The sequence below is a fragment of the Bacillus sp. V33-4 genome (genome assembly GCF_002860225.1).
Taxonomy (GTDB): Bacteria; Bacillota; Bacilli; order Bacillales; family Cytobacillaceae; genus Bacillus_BJ; species Bacillus_BJ canaveralius.
This window is the reverse complement of record NZ_PGVC01000016.1, coordinates 51,012-68,766: the sequence shown is the minus strand read 5'-3', so window position 1 is coordinate 68,766 and position 17,755 is coordinate 51,012. Positions and strand designations below refer to the sequence as shown.

The 17,755-nt window shown below is 42.0% G+C and carries 18 protein-coding genes, 2 pseudogenes and 1 riboswitch; of the genes and pseudogenes, 15 read left to right on the top strand and 5 right to left on the bottom strand.

Going from position 1 to position 17,755, the window contains the following annotated elements; all coding sequences use genetic code 11:
• Positions 1-88 precede the first annotated feature (88 nt).
• Both CVD23_RS06555 and CVD23_RS06550 read right to left on the bottom strand, forming a co-directional pair.
• On the bottom strand, positions 89-352 hold the full coding sequence (locus tag CVD23_RS06555; protein WP_101665531.1) for a hypothetical protein: 264 nt from the start codon (positions 350-352) through the stop codon (positions 89-91).
• Between the two features lie 329 nt (positions 353-681).
• Entirely contained in the window at positions 682-1,056 is a 375-nt protein-coding gene (locus CVD23_RS06550; RefSeq protein ID WP_101665530.1) for a DUF3221 domain-containing protein, read from the bottom strand.
• Positions 1,057-1,256: 200 nt separating this feature from the next.
• On the opposite strand from CVD23_RS06550, the gene CVD23_RS22700 reads away from it, so the two are divergent.
• Positions 1,257-1,376, top strand: coding sequence for an acetyltransferase (locus tag CVD23_RS22700; protein WP_142382889.1), 120 nt, complete (start codon positions 1,257-1,259; stop codon positions 1,374-1,376).
• Between the two features lie 66 nt (positions 1,377-1,442).
• Here the strand turns inward: CVD23_RS22700 and CVD23_RS06540 are convergent.
• Positions 1,443-1,547, bottom strand: a pseudogene (locus CVD23_RS06540) (VOC family protein); the annotation flags it as partial.
• 123 nt (positions 1,548-1,670) lie between these two features.
• Between CVD23_RS06540 and CVD23_RS06535 the strand changes: the two are divergent.
• From CVD23_RS06535 to CVD23_RS06500, 8 genes are all read left to right on the top strand, one after another.
• The gene (locus tag CVD23_RS06535) at positions 1,671-2,852 is read left to right on the top strand and encodes an alanyl-tRNA editing protein (RefSeq protein WP_101665529.1); all 1,182 of its coding nucleotides are present in this window, start codon (positions 1,671-1,673) and stop codon (positions 2,850-2,852) included.
• 104 nt (positions 2,853-2,956) lie between these two features.
• Entirely contained in the window at positions 2,957-3,520 is a 564-nt protein-coding gene (locus tag CVD23_RS06530) for an RNA polymerase sigma factor (RefSeq protein ID WP_257988079.1), read from the top strand.
• Positions 3,517-3,990 (top strand): hypothetical protein, encoded by a 474-nt coding sequence (locus CVD23_RS06525; protein ID WP_101665528.1) that lies wholly within the window; start codon positions 3,517-3,519, stop codon positions 3,988-3,990. The genes CVD23_RS06530 and CVD23_RS06525 overlap by 4 nt, the downstream gene beginning before the upstream one ends.
• Positions 3,990-5,066, top strand: coding sequence for a hypothetical protein (locus CVD23_RS06520; RefSeq protein ID WP_101665527.1), 1,077 nt, complete (start codon positions 3,990-3,992; stop codon positions 5,064-5,066). Before CVD23_RS06525 ends, CVD23_RS06520 begins: the two co-directional genes overlap by 1 nt.
• Positions 5,067-5,172: 106 nt before the next feature.
• Entirely contained in the window at positions 5,173-6,114 is a 942-nt protein-coding gene (locus CVD23_RS06515) for a hypothetical protein (protein ID WP_101575889.1), read from the top strand.
• A gap of 242 nt (positions 6,115-6,356) precedes the next feature.
• Complete coding sequence (locus CVD23_RS06510; protein WP_101575888.1) at positions 6,357-7,268, top strand: diacylglycerol kinase; 912 nt, start codon at positions 6,357-6,359, stop codon at positions 7,266-7,268.
• 266 nt (positions 7,269-7,534) lie between these two features.
• Positions 7,535-8,080 (top strand): cysteine hydrolase family protein, encoded by a 546-nt coding sequence (locus CVD23_RS06505; RefSeq protein WP_101575887.1) that lies wholly within the window; start codon positions 7,535-7,537, stop codon positions 8,078-8,080.
• 16 nt (positions 8,081-8,096) lie between these two features.
• On the top strand, positions 8,097-9,566 hold the full coding sequence (locus CVD23_RS06500; protein ID WP_101665526.1) for a nicotinate phosphoribosyltransferase: 1,470 nt from the start codon (positions 8,097-8,099) through the stop codon (positions 9,564-9,566).
• 95 nt (positions 9,567-9,661) lie between these two features.
• Here CVD23_RS06500 and CVD23_RS06495 read toward each other — a convergent pair whose 3' ends face one another.
• Positions 9,662-9,790 (bottom strand): hypothetical protein, encoded by a 129-nt coding sequence (locus tag CVD23_RS06495; protein ID WP_101575885.1) that lies wholly within the window; start codon positions 9,788-9,790, stop codon positions 9,662-9,664.
• 149 nt (positions 9,791-9,939) lie between these two features.
• Positions 9,940-10,083, top strand: a riboswitch (cyclic di-AMP (ydaO/yuaA leader).
• A gap of 153 nt (positions 10,084-10,236) precedes the next feature.
• Between CVD23_RS06495 and CVD23_RS06490 the strand changes: the two genes are divergently transcribed.
• The 6 genes from CVD23_RS06490 (at position 10,237) to CVD23_RS06465 (ending at position 17,421) form a co-directional block, all read left to right on the top strand.
• Positions 10,237-12,063: an APC family permease gene (locus tag CVD23_RS06490; protein ID WP_101665525.1), complete on the top strand. Its 1,827-nt coding sequence runs from the start codon at positions 10,237-10,239 to the stop codon at positions 12,061-12,063.
• 196 nt (positions 12,064-12,259) lie between these two features.
• Positions 12,260-12,688, top strand: a complete 429-nt coding sequence (locus CVD23_RS06485; RefSeq protein ID WP_101575883.1) for an EamA family transporter — start codon at positions 12,260-12,262, stop codon at positions 12,686-12,688.
• 185 nt (positions 12,689-12,873) lie between these two features.
• Complete coding sequence (locus CVD23_RS06480) at positions 12,874-13,146, top strand: hypothetical protein (protein ID WP_101665524.1); 273 nt, start codon at positions 12,874-12,876, stop codon at positions 13,144-13,146.
• 68 nt (positions 13,147-13,214) lie between these two features.
• Positions 13,215-14,561: an MFS transporter gene (locus CVD23_RS06475; RefSeq protein WP_219619916.1), complete on the top strand. Its 1,347-nt coding sequence runs from the start codon at positions 13,215-13,217 to the stop codon at positions 14,559-14,561.
• Positions 14,562-14,832: 271 nt separating this feature from the next.
• A complete protein-coding gene (locus CVD23_RS06470) occupies positions 14,833-15,426 on the top strand; it encodes a Bax inhibitor-1/YccA family protein (RefSeq protein ID WP_101665522.1) in 594 nt (197 codons plus the stop codon).
• Positions 15,427-15,753: 327 nt separating this feature from the next.
• Positions 15,754-17,421 (top strand): M20/M25/M40 family metallo-hydrolase, encoded by a 1,668-nt coding sequence (locus tag CVD23_RS06465; RefSeq protein ID WP_101665521.1) that lies wholly within the window; start codon positions 15,754-15,756, stop codon positions 17,419-17,421.
• A gap of 227 nt (positions 17,422-17,648) precedes the next feature.
• Here CVD23_RS06465 and CVD23_RS22805 read toward each other — a convergent pair.
• A pseudogene (locus CVD23_RS22805) lies at positions 17,649-17,717 on the bottom strand (CPBP family glutamic-type intramembrane protease); the annotation flags it as partial.
• Between the last annotated feature and the right edge of the window lie 38 nt (positions 17,718-17,755).

Sequence of the window (17,755 nt, the reverse complement as noted above, 5' to 3'; positions counted from 1 at the left end):
TTCAGGATAGGATAATAATTAGAAAAATGCAGATTGAAGATTTTCCTGCTATGGCAAGATGGCTCAGAACACCGGTAGTGCTCGAGTTTTATGGAGGAGTGGAAAATCCGTTTACTCTCGAAATGACCGTGCCACTGCAAGAAGCATATACATCTGCATATTCAAGTTCGATATGAGAAATTTGTCTATGTGGAGTAACAGAAGTGTCATCCACTTTCTGGCGTCCGTCCGTTCCAAGAACTTCTTGCGTGGAAATTGTTCCCGGGGTGGTGATCTGATCATTAATTACCTTTCCGGTTCCTAAATCAATCGTAGGCTTATTTGGGTCTTTTTTCAGATTACGTTCAGGCAAAACTTGACCTGTTCCCTTTTTAGATTTTGAATTGAAATTAGACCTAGAACCCAATTCCTTGCTGTATTCCTCGTAGCTAATGACGTACCCTTTTGATGAGACTAAATCGTAGGAGCTATTTACTGTGGATTCTTTGGAGTGTTTGCTTTCTGATAAAGCTGTACTTGCAGAGCTGGCCAGTGGTGTAACGCTAAATAAACTAATCCAATCATTGTTGCAAAAAATCTTTTTACAAATTTTTTCCTCATTTGTTTGAATATTACAATAATACTATACTATCTATCATTACCAATGTCTACCATAAACTAAGAAAAAATTTCTATAAAATTTTAATTCTCGATTTTTTCGATTCTAGTGACTACAACTTGCGGTGGATCGGATTCTAAAATTTTGCTCCACCCCACTTCAACCTTCTGACCGAATTTTATGTGATTAGGACGCTCTTCTACAACTAGCAACATGATGTCTTCATATTTTTTTTGTAGTTCTTTAAGCGGCAAGTTGATATCCTGTATATTAAAATTCTCATCGCGGACTAATATAGTTCTCTCAGAGTCTCTGATAAAAACAATATAACCTTGAATTTGACTCCCCTCAGTATGCTGTTCATTCGCAAGATCATTTTCATTTTCAACATGTTTTTCACCACAACCAGTTAACGTAAATCCCAGAGCTAAGAATACTATCAATAAGATATGTTTCATTTTCCTCAACTCGCTTTCTGTAACGTTATTAGTCCATCATACCATAATTTGGTTATGCGTTCTTTATGATGAAAACGATCGGTGAATGTTAATTTCTAATGTGAAACGAATGTGAGATAATAACAGTGGTTATGATGTGAATACATTCTGGAGCATAGGTATCGCATATATGATAATGGGCTCTTTCCTATTATGACAGGATTATTCTTGATGTGAATGTCGATAATAAAAGAGCAATTCGTTGCTATGAAAAATGCGGTTTTGTGAAGGTGAAGCTTATTCAAAGCGGAGCAAGCTGGCTGATGAAGTATAAGGTATAAGAAGAGCATCGTCCTGCAAACTCGATGCTCTTTGTTTCTTTTAATAGATTTACTAAAATATTATTTTTATTTCTCCCAAAGTTCAATCCACCTTCCGTCGGGATCAGCAATCCAAATAAAGGTTCCGTATTCGCTGACTTCTGGCTCCTTTAAAAGCGGTACACCAATCTTTAAAGATTAAGTCATGATATAAAAAGTTTTTTCGGTTATTCATTGAATTTCAGCTGTAAAACGACCAGAATAATAAATAGATTGATTTCTTGTTTTATTGTGAGCAAAAGGGGCGACCAATCAATGACCACTAAACTTTATTATCAAGATCCATATTTTAGAACCTTTGCAACGAGAGTAACGAAGCAGGCAAACGATGACGCAGGCAATTGGTTTGTTGTCGTTGAAGAAACAGCTTTTTATCCAACAGGCGGGGGCCAGCCGCACGATGTGGGTACCCTTGATGGAGTAACTGTCTTGAATGTCGAAGAGATTGATGGTGAAATCCGCCACTATGTTGATGGGTCTCTGCCTTTGCACGAGGAAATCAAAGGTGTGATTGATTGGCAAAGGCGCTTCGATCATATGCAGCAGCATGCCGGCCAGCATATTTTATCAGCCGCCTTTGAAGAACTGTTTGATTTTGAGACGGTCAGCTTTCATCTTGGCAAGGAATTGTTGACGATTGATCTCAATATTGAAGAACTGACAGAACAAGCGGCAAACGAAGCAGAAAAGCGTGCCAATCAAATCATTCTCGAAAACCGCCCAATTGAAACGAAGTGGGTGACTGAAGAGGAGCTTTCACAATTTCCTCTTCGAAAGCAGCCGACAGTAACTGAAAATATTCGCCTTGTCATTATTCAAGATTTTGACTATAACGGCTGTGGCGGGACTCATCCAAAAGCAACCGGCGAGGTTACTGCAATTAAGATTTTGGGTTGGGAGCGACAGCGAAAGAGAATCCGCATCCAATTTGTTTGCGGAAATCGAGTTCTAGACCAGCTTTATAAAAAAGAACAGACCATCCGCCAACTCTGCCAGCTGTTAAACGCCCCGGAACAAGAATTGCCTGCGGCTGCCAGACGCCTGCTTGAATCAGGAGCAGAAAAGGACAAGTCCTTGCAGGAAATACGTGAGACGCTGCTCCGGTTTGAAGTGAAGGATCTTCTTGAACAAAGCAAAAAGCTGATTGCAAAAGTTTACCAAAATAGAACCATCCAAGAACTACAAATGCTTGCGCGCTTGCTTACAGCAGAAAAGGATGAACTTACGATTTTATTGGTAACAGAAAACGATAGCCGGCTTCAGCTCGTTTGTGCAAGGGGCTCGCAGGAGACTGCCAATATGAAGCAGATCATTGCCGATGTGCTGCCAATCATCGCTGGAAAAGGCGGGGGCAATGAAGCGTTGGCTCAGGGTGGCGGCGAAGCGTTGGTATCAGGTCAGGAGCTACTGGACATTTTATTAGACAAAGTAAAATAAGGGGACAGTTCCGCGGTGCGTTAAACTGCTGCGGAACTGTCCCTAAATTTTTTTTATTTTGGCTGTAGGGGTAATCCGCTTTCGTTTCGTCTATTATTGTGTGAATCAGAAAGGGGGGGAGAGAGATTACAGATCAGGTTCTTATTGATAAGGTCAAGGGAGGCAGTGATCATGCATTCCGGCTGATTGTTGAAAAATATCGCAATGATGTGTTCCGGACCGCCTTTGCAGTATTGCGGGACCAGAAGGAAGCTGAAGATGCCGCCCAGGAAGTTTTTTTGAAAATCTACCTGTCTCTCCCCCACTATGAGAATCAGGGCTTTAAAACATGGCTAACGAGAATTGCCGTTAACCATGCCATCGATGTAAAAAGAAAGCAAGTGCGCCGGCGTGAAGATGTAATGGATCTGGTTGATGACTTGAATCCGGGCCACCCTTCCAGTGTAGAGATTGAGGTTATTACAAGGGAGAGACGCGATCTTGTCAGGAAAAGGCTTCACGAACTCCCGGAAAATTATCGGGACGTAATTTATGGCTTTTACATAGAAGAAAAAAGCTATCAAAAAATGGCAGAAGAACAACATGTCCAGGTGAAAACGATTGAAACAAAGTTATACAGAGCACGCCAGTGGATTAAAGCACATTGGAAGGAGGACGATTTTTCATGAACCATTTTTCGATAGAAGACTGGAAAAAATATCTGAAAAACGAAATAAGCGATGATGTCCGCGGGACATATGAAAATCATCTCTACTCCTGCGACCAATGTCTGGATCTATACATGCGCGCTTTATCTGAAGATGAAGCGGCATTACCGGCGATCGAAGCTGAAACGGACTTTACCAATGTCGTGATGAAGTCAATAGCCATCGTCAAACAGGGATCGCAACAGGAAAAACAACCTGTTAAGAGAGAAAAAAGGTATTATCAGACAGCAGCATTCCATTATGTTCTCGCAGCAGCGATGACGTTGTTGTTGATGGCAACGGGTGTATTCCAATCTGTTACGCGCTATACGGATACAGTCCAAAACACTAATTTTCAAGAAAAGCAGCCTTCAATTACGGAGGGAATTATGGATAGAACATTTACTTGGCTAGATTCTTTTGAAATGAAAAACAAGGAGGCGAATAAATAATGAAAAAAAATCCTCTGATTGCGTTTTTGCTGGCATTTTTCCCTGGAGGAGGGCTTTTATATTTAGGTAAAATACTAAGGGGTATTTTTTACACTGTAGCGGTTCTTGGCTTACCGATGTTTGCCTTCGTGATGATCAGTGTCAGCTATAATGAATCATTTATTGTGTTTGCGCTGGCTGGGCTATTGGTTTACATTGTGAATTTTATTGACACAGCGATTACAGCGTCAAAGCTTTATAAACAGCCTGCTCAATTTGAAGAAAATAAAAAGCTCAGTTCTAATGAAGAATCGGAACGCTTTTTTACGATTATCCTATCTTTTGTCCCCGGTGTCGGACATTTTCAACTCGGATTGATGAACCGGGGGCTGACATTGCTGGCAGCTTTTCTCGGGCTCGGAGTGATGGTGCTGTTTGTATCCATTCTTACCGGGCGCAGCGAATTTCTTGTTTTTCTACTAATTGCTCCTGTTATCTGGTTTTATGGTTTTTTTGATGCGATTCAGCAGCTGAATAAAAAACAGCGTGGTGAAGAGCTGATTGACAGGACGATTCTTGAAGATTTTGAATTGAGAAGAGAAGAGGGAAAAAAGAGCAAAGCAATTGCGACGTTTCTATCAATTTTTCCAGGGGCCGGCCATCTTTATCTTGGTTACCAGCGCCGGGGCGTCCAATTGATGGCAGCCTTCCTGTTTTCGATGTATATTCTCGATGTTTTAAGGCTGGGGATCTTCCTGTTCCTCATTCCGATTATCTGGTTTTACAGTTTTTTTGACGGTATGCAAAAAGCAACCCGTTACGGGGAAGGCCCGATCGAGGATATTCCGATCATTTCTTATTTCATTAACCATCAAAAATGGGTCGGAATCGGCCTCGTTGTGCTTGGCTTATATTACATGACCACGCATATGATACTTCCGGCTCTTTCACCGATGCTTTATGACATGATCGATATTGATTTACAGTATTGGTTTGACCGTTATTTCCAGACAGCCATCGTTTGCATTCTGCTGATTGGCGGGGGAATCAGGCTGCTGCTCGGGAGCAAACCGGCTAAAGAGGAGGTATCGAAATGAGAAAAATCGACAAAGGGAAAGCAGGAAAAATGTTGGCAGGGGTGCTTTTGCTCGGTGGAGGACTCGGGCTGCTGCTGAATGCTAATCGGAGAAAGCAGGTGGAGAAATGAGAACTTGGCGTGTCGGAACTTTTTCTATGGGAGCATCGCTTCTGTTCCTCGGGATTTTTTTGTTAGTCTCGAGAATATTCGGGTATAGCTTAATGAATATCATGATGGCCTGGTGGCCGACCCTGCTCGTTGTCCTCGGCCTTGAAATTCTCTTGTTCTTGATTCTGACCAAGCAGGAAAAGCCTTATTTAAAATACGATTTCTTGAGTATTTTGTTTGTAGGCTTATTGGGAACAGCAGGTATTGGTTTTGCGGTTTTAAGCTCAACCGGATTGATCGAAAAGGTAGAAGAAACCCTCAGTCGCCAAGAAAAAACATTGGATCTTCCCGGCTTTTCGCAAAACGTTGAGGGAGAAATAAGTCGGGTTGTTGTCGAAACCGAAAATTTCCCAATTACGATCGAAGGAACGACGGAAAGAGAAATTTCGATTTTTGGGAAATACCGCGCCCATCTCGGGAAAAATGAAGTATTGGTTGAGGATGTCGAGGATTACCTATCGGTCCAGAAAAAAGGGGATTCTTTGTATGTGAGTATTAAAGGCCTTCCAAGTGAAACAGGGCCATTCGAACAGTACACATCACTGGACGTAACCTTGCTGGTTCCAAACGACTTAAAGCTGGAGGTTGCCGCTAATGAAAACGAGGTTACGATGAAGCCGCGCACTTTGCAAAACGATTGGAGCATCGATCGTGCGTCTTCGGTAGCCGTTCATTTGCAGGAGAACAGCGACATTAATTTATCTGCTGTAGGAGTCCAGGAGCTCAACAGCACGGGCCATGAGTGGCAGGTTTCCAGTCCCGAGAATCAGGAATCTGCGGGTGACCCAGCTAAGGAATATACAGAACCTAACAAAAACGGTTCTCTTAAAATGGGCGAAGGAACGCATCGCCTCAATATTATGAATACGTACAGTGTTAGTCTGAATAGCTTGCCATAGCTCTTACAGTGTAAGGGCTCTTCTTTTTTGAAAAGCTAAACATATAGAACGATATTCCAGAAACCGGGTCGAAACATTTGGTAAAAAGAGTTCACAAGGGGTAAAATGATCTTTAAGTTACTCCAAAAAATGATTAGCAAATCATTGCTTTCCAGGGTGCAGTTAAGCTATCATGTTAAAAGATGGAAGCGCTATAATTGACTATGTTATGTTTTGATATTCTAAAAGTAGGATGATTCAGTATGAAACGTGCAAGAATTATTTATAATCCAACTTCAGGCCGGGAGTTATTTAAAAAGCATTTAGCCGAAGTGCTGCAGAAGCTGGAAACAGCAGGCTATGAGTCTTCATGCCACGCGACAACTAGTGAGGGAGATGCAACGGCAGCGGCGCGAATAGCGGTCGAGCGCCGGTATGATTTAGTCGTCGCTGCGGGCGGAGATGGAACCATTAATGAAGTCGTCAACGGAATGGCTGAGCAGGAATACCGGCCGAAGCTTGGAATTATCCCGATGGGAACGACGAATGACTTTGCCCGGGCTCTTCATATTCCGCGTGACGTCGAAGCGGCTGCTGATATTATAGTCAAAGGGGATACGATCCCGGTTGATATCGGCAGAATGAATGAAAAATACTTTATTAACATTGCCGGCGGGGGACGCCTGACCGAGTTAACTTATGAAGTCCCGAGCAAATTAAAAACAATGCTCGGCCAGCTTGCCTATTACTTAAAGGGGATGGAAATGCTGCCATCGATTCGTGCTACCGACATCAGTATCGAATACGACGGAAGGCTGTTTGAAGGAGAAGCGATGCTGTTTCTTGTTGGCCTGACAAATTCAGTTGGAGGCTTTGAAAAGCTGGCACCAGATGCTTCGATTAATGACGGACTGTTTACACTCCTGATCTTGAAAAAGACGAACCTGGCCGATTTTATCCGCGTTGCAACACTGGCGATTCGCGGTGAACATGTCAATGATGCCAATGTCATTTATACGAAAGCAAGCCATATTAAAGTTCATTCAGCGGAGAAGCTGCTCCTTAACCTCGACGGAGAGCTGGGCGGAGAAGCGCCGGCCGAGTTTGAAAACCTTTATCGCCATTTTGAAGTGTTTGCGCCGCTTGATCAGATACGCCCAAATGATCGACCATAACAAACTAAAGCAAAAAGATTTTAAAAACAAGGCATACGATGACCTTGTTTTTTTGTTTATTCCAATCTCTAAAACCTCATCTCCCTAAAATGCCGGAGAAAGTTGGAATGTTGCCTGTCCCCTTCGTTCAGGAAAATCGGGCAATTTTGAAGGGATAGGCACAGGGATAAGCGAATATATTAGCAGCGGTGCAAAATCGGATTTGAAATTTTATGTTTAGCAATTAAAGAAAATTATAAAACTGATAAAGGGAGAGGTGCGGTTGGATGAAAGCTTTTATCAATATTGATTATACATACGATTTTGTTGCAGAAGATGGAGCACTTACTTGCGGCAAGCCTGGGCAGGAAATTGAAAACAAAATTGTTTCCTTAACAAAAGAGTTCATTGAAAACGGTGATTTGGTCGTGCTTGCGATTGATGTTCATGATCTCGGCGATACATATCACCCGGAAACAAAATTTTATCCCCCCCACAACATTCGAAATACTAAGGGACGAGACTTATACGGGGAACTGGATAATGTGTTCAAAGAACACAAACACAAAGATCATGTGCTTTACTTTGATAAAACGAGATACTCTGCTTTTGCCGGAACGGACCTGGAAATAAAGCTGCGCGAACGCGGCATAACAGAAGTGCACCTTGCCGGGGTGTGTACGGATATTTGTGTGCTGCATACGGCGGTTGATGCTTATAACAAAGGCTTTAACATTACTGTTTATAAAGATGCGGTTGCATCTTTCAATGAAGCCGGGCATGAATGGGCACTGGGCCATTTTGAACATTCGCTTGGCGCAAAGGTGTTATAAAAATGGAGGGAACGGAATGAAACATATATATAACGATGACAGTCTGGCGCTTCATACCGATTTGTACCAAATCAACATGGCGGAAGCGTATTGGCGTGACAAAATGCATAACCGGAAAGCGGTATTTGAGCTGTTTTTTCGTAAGCTGCCATTTGGCAACGGCTATGCTGTTTTTGCCGGGCTCGAGCGAGTTATTCAATATATGCAAAACTTCCGGTTTGCTGAAAGCGATCTTGAATATTTAAAAGAAGAAGCCAAATACGATGATGATTTTCTCGACTATTTGCGAAATTTGCGCTTCACTGGAACGATCCGCTCGATGAAGGAGGGTGAACTGGTTTTCGGCAATGAACCGATTCTCCGGGTAGACGCGCCACTCGCGGAAGCCCAGCTGATTGAAACAGCGCTCCTTAACATTATCAACTATCAAACTTTGATTGCGACAAAAGCTTCACGTGTGAAGCATGTAGTCGGCGATCAAACAGCAATGGAATTTGGCACAAGGCGGGCGCAGGAAATGGACGCGGCAGTCTGGGGAACGAGGGCTGCTTATTTGGCTGGCTTCCAGGCAACAAGCAACGTGCGCGCCGGGAAAATGTTTGGTATCCCGGTCGCAGGGACTCATGCCCACTCGCTCGTCCAGGCATATCGGGACGAATATGAAGCATTCCATACATACGCAAGCGCCCATAAAGACTGTGTATTTTTAGTGGATACATATGATACGCTTCGTTCCGGTGTGCCAAATGCGATTAAAGTAGCAAGGGAGCTTGGTGATAAAATCAATTTTAAGGCGATCCGCCTTGACAGCGGCGACCTTGCTTACCTATCCAAGGAAGCGAGGAAAATGCTCGATAAAGCAGGATTTACTGAAACGAAAATTGTCGCTTCAAGCGATCTTGATGAATATACAATTATGCACTTGAAGGCGCAGGGAGCGGAGATTGATAGCTGGGGAATTGGAACGAAGCTGATTACCGCTTATGACCAGGCCGCTTTAGGAGCTGTCTATAAAATTGTCGCGATAGAAGATGAGAACGGGAATATGACCGATTCGATTAAAATTTCCGGCAATCCGGAAAAAGTGACAACTCCCGGCCTGAAAAAAGTCTATCGGATTATTAATAACGATAACAATAAATCAGAAGGCGATTATATCGCGATGGAAGATGAAAATCCTCAAGAAGAAGAGCGGTTGAAAATGTTTCACCCGGTCCATACGTACATCAGCAAGTTTGTCACCAATTTTACAGCAAAAGACCTTCATGAAGACATATATGTAGATGGCCAGCTTGTCTATGAGCTTCCATGCCTGGAAGAATTACGCGAGTACGCAGCCGAAAATCTCTCCCTGCTCTGGGACGAATACAGAAGAACTTTGAATCCTGAAGAATACCCTGTCGATTTAAGCCAAAAATGCTGGGAAAATAAAATGCGGAACATTGATGAAGTGAGAGAGAAAGTGAACAAGATAACAGAAGAGTAATTTGTGCAACGAAAAAATGAGCCGATCAGGCTCATTTTTTTGATTTACGCAATCCAGATTCGGGAGCAACATGCAGTTCCTTTTCTTTGAACTGATTATCCACTATCATCATTTCTCGGCAGCTGATTTTGTTCCGTTGTTGGACTCCCATATAGATCATTAATCTCTTTGACTACTTCGTCCAAAAATTCATCAGATAACAAGGGATAGTTTTCTTTATGCATCAAAATACTCCTATCGTATATTGATATAATAAACTATTTTTTGCCTGAAGAATTTATATTATACACAACAACATAATCTTTCTATTCTGGGGTTTAATTTTTTCATTTACTTTTCTGCAACACAGGAGTATCATAATCAGCAGTTTCATATTTCTAAATCGCTGAAACCAGATGGTGCGGGGGAACCGATTTTTTGGGTTGTTTCATAATCCAAGGGGTGAATCCTATAACAGGAAGGGCTACTCAAGGTCCGAATCCGACAGCTAACCTCGTAAGCGTTAATGAGAAGGAAGGTGGAGCTTGTACGACAACAAAACTGATGTCTGCAGGTCTATTATCTTATGGCTTGTGGGCGTTTTTTTATTTTTAGAGTCTAGTTTTGCCTGAGATTTTTTATTGCATAACAGGGAAAAATAAATTATACAACTAGTCGGCGGTGAAAATCAGTGATTTCTTCTATAAAAAGACTTTTAATTGGACGACCGTTAAAATCAACTGAATTAGGGGAACAGAAGCTTAACAAAACTAAAGCGTTGGCGATCCTTTCTTCTGACGCGTTATCATCAGTTGCATACGGTCCGGAGCAAATATTGATTGTTCTCGTTACAGTTGGTGCTGCAGCTTTCTGGTATTCGATTCCTATCGCAGTTGGCGTATTAATTCTGTTAACGGCACTAATTTTGTCATATAGGCAAATTATCTTTGCTTATCCCCACGGCGGGGGCGCATATGTGGTCTCCAAGAAAAATCTAGGTGTAAATCCCGGGTTAATCGCTGGGGGTTCCTTGTTGGTGGACTATATTTTGACTGTAGCGGTAAGCGTTTCTGCGGGGACGGATGCGATAACATCAGCGTTCCCGAGCCTGTATAGCTATAATGTTTCCATAGCCATTGTATTTGTTATATTTATTACAATCTTGAACTTGAGAGGTGTAACGGAATCAGCTTCGGTTTTAGCCTATCCAGTTTATTTATTTGTTCTAGCGTTATTCATATTAATTGGTGTGGGTATATATAAGATTGTAACGGGACAGGTTTCACCCGATTTGCATACACCGATTGGAGCGCCAGTAGCAGGGATCAGTTTATTTATCCTCCTCAGAGCATTTGCGTCAGGTAGTTCTGCTTTAACCGGGGTTGAAGCCATTTCCAATGCAATCCCGAACTTTAAAGATCCAGCCCCTAATAATGCTGCTAAAACATTAATTGCGATGGGTGTCTTACTTGCTTTGTTGTTTTCGGGAATTGTATATCTGGCTTATTATTATGGAGTTGCTCCAAGCGGAGAGGTAACAGTTGTCTCACAGATTGCAGAAGAGACTTTTGGCCGAAATTTCATGTATTTCTTCATTCAAGGAACGACAGCATTGATCTTAATCCTTGCCGCCAATACTGGCTATTCCGCTTTCCCTTTACTGGCAGTGAACCTTGCCAAGGATAAATTTATCCCAAGAATGTTTACAATTAGAGGAGACCGATTAGGCTACTCCAATGGAATTATCATTCTTGGACTTTTTTCTATCATCTTAATTATTGCGTTTAAAGGTCAAACTGAACACCTGATCCCGCTTTATGCCGTTGGTGTGTTTATTCCATTCACGTTGTCCCAGACAGGAATGATGGTGAAGTGGCTTCGTGAAAAGCCTCAAGGCTGGATCGCGAAATTCGTTATTAATTCAACGGGTGCCGTGATCAGCTTTACAGTCACAATCATGTTCTTTTTAACTAAATTTTCACAGGTATGGCCGGTGCTAATCTTCATACCTGTTATCGTGTATGTCTTTCATAGAATCAGAAATCATTATGAAGCAGTGGGAGACCAACTTCGGCTTACGACTTGTGAGCCTTCTGTACCAATTGAAGGGAATGTTATTATTGTTCCTGTCGCAGGGATTACTCATGTGGTGGAGAACTCATTAAACTATGCAAAATCTCTGTCAGCCGACCAAATTATTGCCGTTTACGTTGCTTTTGAAAGGGAAGACGAGAAAAGGTTTGAAGAAAAATGGAAGAAATGGCAACCTGATATTAGGCTGGTAACCCTGCACTCGCATTACAGAAGCATCATTCATCCATTGACGAAATTTGTTGATATTGTTGAACATAAAGCGCGGGAAGCGAATTATCAGGTCACAGTCATCATTCCACAATTCATTCCTAAGAAGGGCTGGCACAATATCCTTCACAACCAATCAAGTTTACTGATTCGCGCCTTCTTGCTGTACCGGAGAAACGTTGTTGTCACGACTGTACCTTATCATTTAAAAAAATAATGCGGATGGTGGCTTTACTTCATGTAGAGCTGCCTTTTATTATGTAACGGAACAGGACAATTTAATAAGAAGAGTTCTTTTATAAAATTTATGACTATTTAATCAGGATGGAACATCTGTAATCACAGTACATAATAAGGAACGAACGATGGAGCATACTTATAAAGATGAGAAAATTTTAAGGGAGGCAGGAATTATGTCGCTTTGGCTTATATATGCGCTTCTTGCAGCGATATCGGCTGCTTTGGTCAGTATATTTGGAAAAATTGGATTGCAAAACATTGACCCGAATACGGCTACCGCAGTAAGAGCGATCATCATGGCCGTGTTTTTGATTGGCGTTGTTGCCTTTGAAGGGAATTTACAGAAGATACCGGAGATCATCAATCAAAAGCGGACATTTATGTTTATCATTCTCAGCGGCATCGCCGGGGCTACATCCTGGTTGTTCTATTTCATGGCGCTCAGGGTCGGAAAGGTGTCCCAGGTGGCGCCCATTGATAAACTGAGTGTCGTTCTCGCCACCGTTTTGGCGATCTTGTTCCTTGGTGAAAAAATAAGTCTGTTAAATGGATTGGGCGTTGCGCTTATTGCGATCGGAGTCGTTTTAACAGCATTGAGTTAATCTGATAAAATGTAGGGATTGTTGGAGCTGTCAATTTGGGCAGCTTTTTACTCATTCAAAATAATTTGAATGATAAACTTAAGTTGAATACAAATGGGGCATGACTATGTGCGCGAACTTGTTAAATCAGGATTATTAGTTTTAACCGATACGAGAGACAATGGCGGGATCCTTGAAAAATATTATTGCCGGTTGCCAAAGATTTTCGCATTCGTTTGCACGATATTGAGGAAGCGGACGAAGGGGACAATCACAAATTAAATATTGTCAGAAAAACAATCAATGACTTTCGCGACCAATATTTAAGATCACTTAGCAAATTAGCAGATGAGGACGTTGATCAACAGCTCTTTTTTGCCGGGCAGTTAACCTTAAACGATCAAGAAGCTGCAATGCTGAAAAGAGAATTAATGGCAGTCATAAAACCTGGCAGGAAAAGAAAAATGAAGAAACCATGAACGCAAACATCAAAAGATATGGAGCTGTACTTTCTTTATACAAAAAAGAGGACCAGGAGGATCAACGAGTGGGGACAAATGGATTTAGAACATTTTTATTCATTTGGTTAGGACAATTGGTGTCGATCGTTGGATCAGGGTTAACGGCATTTGCACTAGGAGTGTGGGTTCTAGAGGAAACTGGGTCTGTGACGATGTTTTCACTCATTCTTTTGTTTTCCACATTTCCCGCGATTGTTTTTTCACCATTTGCCGGAGTAATCGTCGATCGTTTCGATAGACGGAAGGTGATGATCATTAGCGATTCAATAGCTGGTCTCGGAACTTTATTGATATTTGCGTTATACAGCACAAATTCGCTAGCCATCTGGCATTTATACATCATCCTGTCGATCTCTTCAGTGGCTAGTTCGTTGCAGTTCCCCGCTTATCAAGCGGCCGTCTCGACATTGGTTTCCAAGGCGCACTTAGGGAGAGCAAGTGGAATGGTCCAAATAGCAGAATCGGTCTCACTCGTTATTTCTCCGATTTTGGCGGGCGTTCTTTTTAAGCTTATCGATCTGCATGGCATTGTTATTGTTGACTTTTCCACCTTTCTCGTTGCTTTATTTACACTGTTATTCATCAGAATCCCAACTCCAGCAAATAGTGATGAAAAGGAAAAATCGAACAAATCGATGTTACAGGAAGCAGCCTTTGGTTGGCGATATATTATAGAACGTCCAGGTCTTAAGTGGCTGTTGGTTTTCTTTGCAGTCTCCAATTTTCTTTTAGGTTTTTATAATATTTTGCTGCAGCCATATGTATTATCTTTTACAGATGAAACTGTACTTGGAATGGTAATCTCTTGTCTTGGCATTGGAATGCTGTTAGGTGGTCTGTTAATGAGCGTATGGGGTGGGCCACAGAAACGAATAAGAGGACTTTTAGGCTTTGGGTTTCTCTCAGATCTGGCCCTTGCAGTTGTTGGTTTAAAAGGATCTGTCATTGTAGTTGCAACTTCTAATGCAGTCGCGTCGTTTTTTATGCCTATAACTAATGGATGCAGCCAGGCAATTTGGCAAAGTAAAGTTCCCAATCATATACAGGGGCGTGTATTCGCCTTGCGAAGAATGATTGGATTATCACTAAGTCCGCTTGCGTATATTTCTGCCGGCCCAATTATTGACTATGTGTTTGAACCGGCAATGACAGCAAACGGCTTTTTGGCAGACAGCTTTGGCCCTATTTTTGGAGTGGGGGAAGGCAGAGGGATGGGGTTGTTTATCACCTTGATTGGTATCGGTTGGGCGTTGACAGCTTTATTGGCATACCTGCATCCACGAGTGAAAAATTTGGAAACCGAGCTGCCGGATAACGACATTCCTGTAAATTTATCTCGGCAAGAGACTTTGGATGAAGCAACTGAAGCCTGAATAGCGCGTGGGTCTTCAATATGAGGTATTAATATCACAGTAAGGAATGGTAATACGGTGGTGCGTATTGCCATTTTTTGCTGCATCATAAGTCATTGGGAAACTTATAGTTTATAATTAAACCAAGACAGCCGAAAAGATACAGGATATTTAACGATAAAAAAGTTTTTCGTCCAATGTTTATAATGTAATAACCCAATGTTATGAAAGAGAAGAGGGGATAATAGTGAGTACTAGTTTTACTTATACAGGAAGAAGTAAGCAGGGCAGTATGTCCAAATTATTAGGAGTCTTTTTTATGGCTATTTCAGTAGCCGCGGTTGGCGTGTTTACAGGCCAGTTTGTTCCGCCGGCTTGGTTTTTGCCATTGGTTATTTGTGAAATTGTATTATTGCTCATCGTTACTTTTACGAGAAAAAAGGTGTCATACCCAGTCATGTATGCATTCATGTTCATTAGTGGAGTGACTTTATATGCGTCATTAAGCTTTTATGTGAGTGAAATTGGTGCAGGGGAGACGATGAAAGGAATCTTGCTGGGAACAGCTGCTTTTGCCGGGTTAGCCGTATTTGGCCTAAAGACTAAAGAAGATTTTAGCTTTCTCGGCGGCTTCCTGTCCATGAGTGTTTTTGCCTTGATCGGGCTTGCTATCCTGCAAATCTTCATGCCTTTTTCAGGCACCGCCGAGATGATTTACGCAGGTTTCGGAGTACTGATATTTACTGGGTTTACGATCTATGACTTTAATAAAATAAAAATGAGGGGATTCTCGGATCAAGAAATCCCCAGACTTGTTATCAGTATCTATCTCGATTTTATTAATCTGATCTTGTTCATTTTAAGATTTTTGCGAAGCAGCAAGTAAAGTATTATCATCGCACGATTTTCCAGTAATCCACATCAATATGAGTTATGAGTCAATTAGCAAAATCTAAAAAAGACATTTCCGATTTGTGTGGAAATGTCTTTTTAAATCGTTTAAGAAAATATTTTGCATTTCCATAACGGCTAAAACGACAAAGACGACGATGGATAAGGCTAAAACAGCGTTTGAAAGCCAGCCGTTTTTCCTCCAAGCAATATTTCCTTAACATTTTCTTCACCTAATCATAACTTGCTTCCATCTATCATTTGTAGTTATGGTAAATGAGGAAGATGTCGGTAACCCAATAAACTAAGGGGATATGAGGTTATGAAACTGCAAAATACAAATCATCGTTATCGGACGGTGGCTGTCATTGTCTATATACTGGTAATTTTTTCACTCATAATGGCAAATATGTGGGCCATACCATCCATTGAAGTTGTGTCAAAAGAGGACACCTCAGGGAAGGTTTCTGCAGAACGAGTGTATGATCATCTAAAGAAGATTGCACAGCAACCGCGACCTGTAGGATCTGCTTACCATGATCAGTCAAAAGAATACATCGCCGATACCATTAGGGACATGAACATCCCAGTCGTTATTGAGCAATCCACGGTCATGCATGACAAGAAGAAACTGCCGATTCAGAACATTGTTGCCACGATGGAAGGTACAAAACCGGGCAAACAGGTGATGGTAATGGCGCATTATGATTCTGTGCCTGAGGGACCGGGGGCGAATGACGACGGAGTGAATGTGGCCGTGATGTTGGAAGCGATGCGAGTATTGAAAAAAGAGGAGCCGATGAGAAATACGATGGTGTTCCTGTTCACGGACGGGGAGGAATTGGGGCTTTACGGCGCAAAGGAGTACCTAAAGAAGCATTCCTCCGAACACATCGGTTTTGTCATAAATCTGGAAGCCCGCGGTTACAAAGGGCCCGTCATCCTCTTCCAGACAAGCGGACCGAACGGCAGCGCCATTCAACTATTTAACGAGTATGTGAACAATCCGTACGCTTTTTCTTTTATGGAAGATATATACCGCCATTTGCCTAACGATACCGATTTTACTCCTTTTAAGGAAGAAGACATATCCGGGTTGAATTTCGCATATGCGGAAGGGGCCCATGTTTACCATACCAAGGAAGATGATTTGAAGCATGTCTATCTGCCAACGGTTCAGCACAGCGGACAATATGTGTTATCTATGACGAAGGCACTCAGTTCTATGGATTTGTCTACTTTGGGGAACAAAGAGAATCAAGTGTTCTTTAATGTATTTGGTGACCATCTTGTAGTTTTTCCCGTATCTTGGAACGTCTTTCTCGCAGCAATCGCTTTACTTCTCAGTGCTACGACTATTTTGTATGGTTGGAGAAAAGGAGATATCGTTCTTCAGAGGAGCAGCCGATGGGTGATTTTTGCTGTAGCCATAGCTATTCTGTTGTACTTATATGGAAGCTTATTTTCCATCGCTTACTCCATCTATGAATTAAATGGCTTTTCTTCCATGCTTCTAATTGCATTGGCTGCAATTTCCATTCTTGGCCTCCTGTTCTATTGGATTCTGCGAAAGCTGAAGGTCGTCTCTCGATTGAAGAAACTTGTCCAGGGGCTGCCGGTCATAGATATTGTTGTTGGGACCATGCTGATCATGGCCGCACTGACCGTCTGGACCAAGTTCAGTATGCCGGGAAGTCATTATTTATTTGCAATTCCGTTGATGGTCAGTTCGTTTAGCTTGTTGGGATTCATGTTGATGCGCCAGTCTATGACAGCGTGCATGTTTTTGTCTTTGATCGCAGCCGTACCGCTCACGCTGATTCTGTATCCTGTTTTGCGATTGTTGTTTGTTGGCTTCGGAATTGCAGGCATTCATTATTTGCTCATTATCCTTTTGTTATACGTTCCTTTGATTCTACCGGCTACGCTCTACACAGAAACTAAGGTACTAGGTTATAAATCTTCTGAAATCCGAATTTTGGGCGATTAACGATAACGCCGTTTTCTCTGGACAGGTAACCCTGGCAGCGCTTATGATTCCGATTGCAAAGATGTCTTAGTAACGACGTTGGAACTTATGCGTATGAGAAGCATCGATACAATCACCGCTATCGTGAAAGCCACCCAGAAAAAATTCGTCGATATGGATATTAACCCGCTGTCGTTGGCCAACGCGGCGATTTGAATTGTCAACACGTTCAAGCAAGAGTTCCAAACAGTATGCCACACGATGCAAATCCATAGATTAGAGGTTTTGTAGAATAAGTAGCCCATTAGAAATCCCATTATTCCCGAGAAGACTTTAATAAATTAAAATCTTAAAA

Excerpts from the sequence above, each read along its gene's own strand:
- CVD23_RS06550 (WP_101665530.1), bottom strand. The coding sequence starts at position 1,056 with ATGAAACATATCTTATTGATAGTATTCTTAGCTCTGGGATTTACGTTA.
- CVD23_RS06535 (WP_101665529.1), top strand. The coding sequence starts at position 1,671 with ATGACCACTAAACTTTATTATCAAGATCCATATTTTAGAACCTTTGCA.
- CVD23_RS06525 (WP_101665528.1), top strand. The coding sequence starts at position 3,517 with ATGAACCATTTTTCGATAGAAGACTGGAAAAAATATCTGAAAAACGAA.
- CVD23_RS06520 (WP_101665527.1), top strand. The coding sequence starts at position 3,990 with ATGAAAAAAAATCCTCTGATTGCGTTTTTGCTGGCATTTTTCCCTGGA.
- CVD23_RS06515 (WP_101575889.1), top strand. The coding sequence starts at position 5,173 with ATGAGAACTTGGCGTGTCGGAACTTTTTCTATGGGAGCATCGCTTCTG.
- CVD23_RS06510 (WP_101575888.1), top strand. The coding sequence starts at position 6,357 with ATGAAACGTGCAAGAATTATTTATAATCCAACTTCAGGCCGGGAGTTA.
- CVD23_RS06505 (WP_101575887.1), top strand. The coding sequence starts at position 7,535 with ATGAAAGCTTTTATCAATATTGATTATACATACGATTTTGTTGCAGAA.
- CVD23_RS06500 (WP_101665526.1), top strand. The coding sequence starts at position 8,097 with ATGAAACATATATATAACGATGACAGTCTGGCGCTTCATACCGATTTG.
- CVD23_RS06495 (WP_101575885.1), bottom strand. The coding sequence starts at position 9,790 with ATGCATAAAGAAAACTATCCCTTGTTATCTGATGAATTTTTGGACGAA.
- CVD23_RS06485 (WP_101575883.1), top strand. The coding sequence starts at position 12,260 with ATGTCGCTTTGGCTTATATATGCGCTTCTTGCAGCGATATCGGCTGCT.
- CVD23_RS06470 (WP_101665522.1), top strand. The coding sequence starts at position 14,833 with ATGTCCAAATTATTAGGAGTCTTTTTTATGGCTATTTCAGTAGCCGCG.
- CVD23_RS06465 (WP_101665521.1), top strand. The coding sequence starts at position 15,754 with ATGAAACTGCAAAATACAAATCATCGTTATCGGACGGTGGCTGTCATT.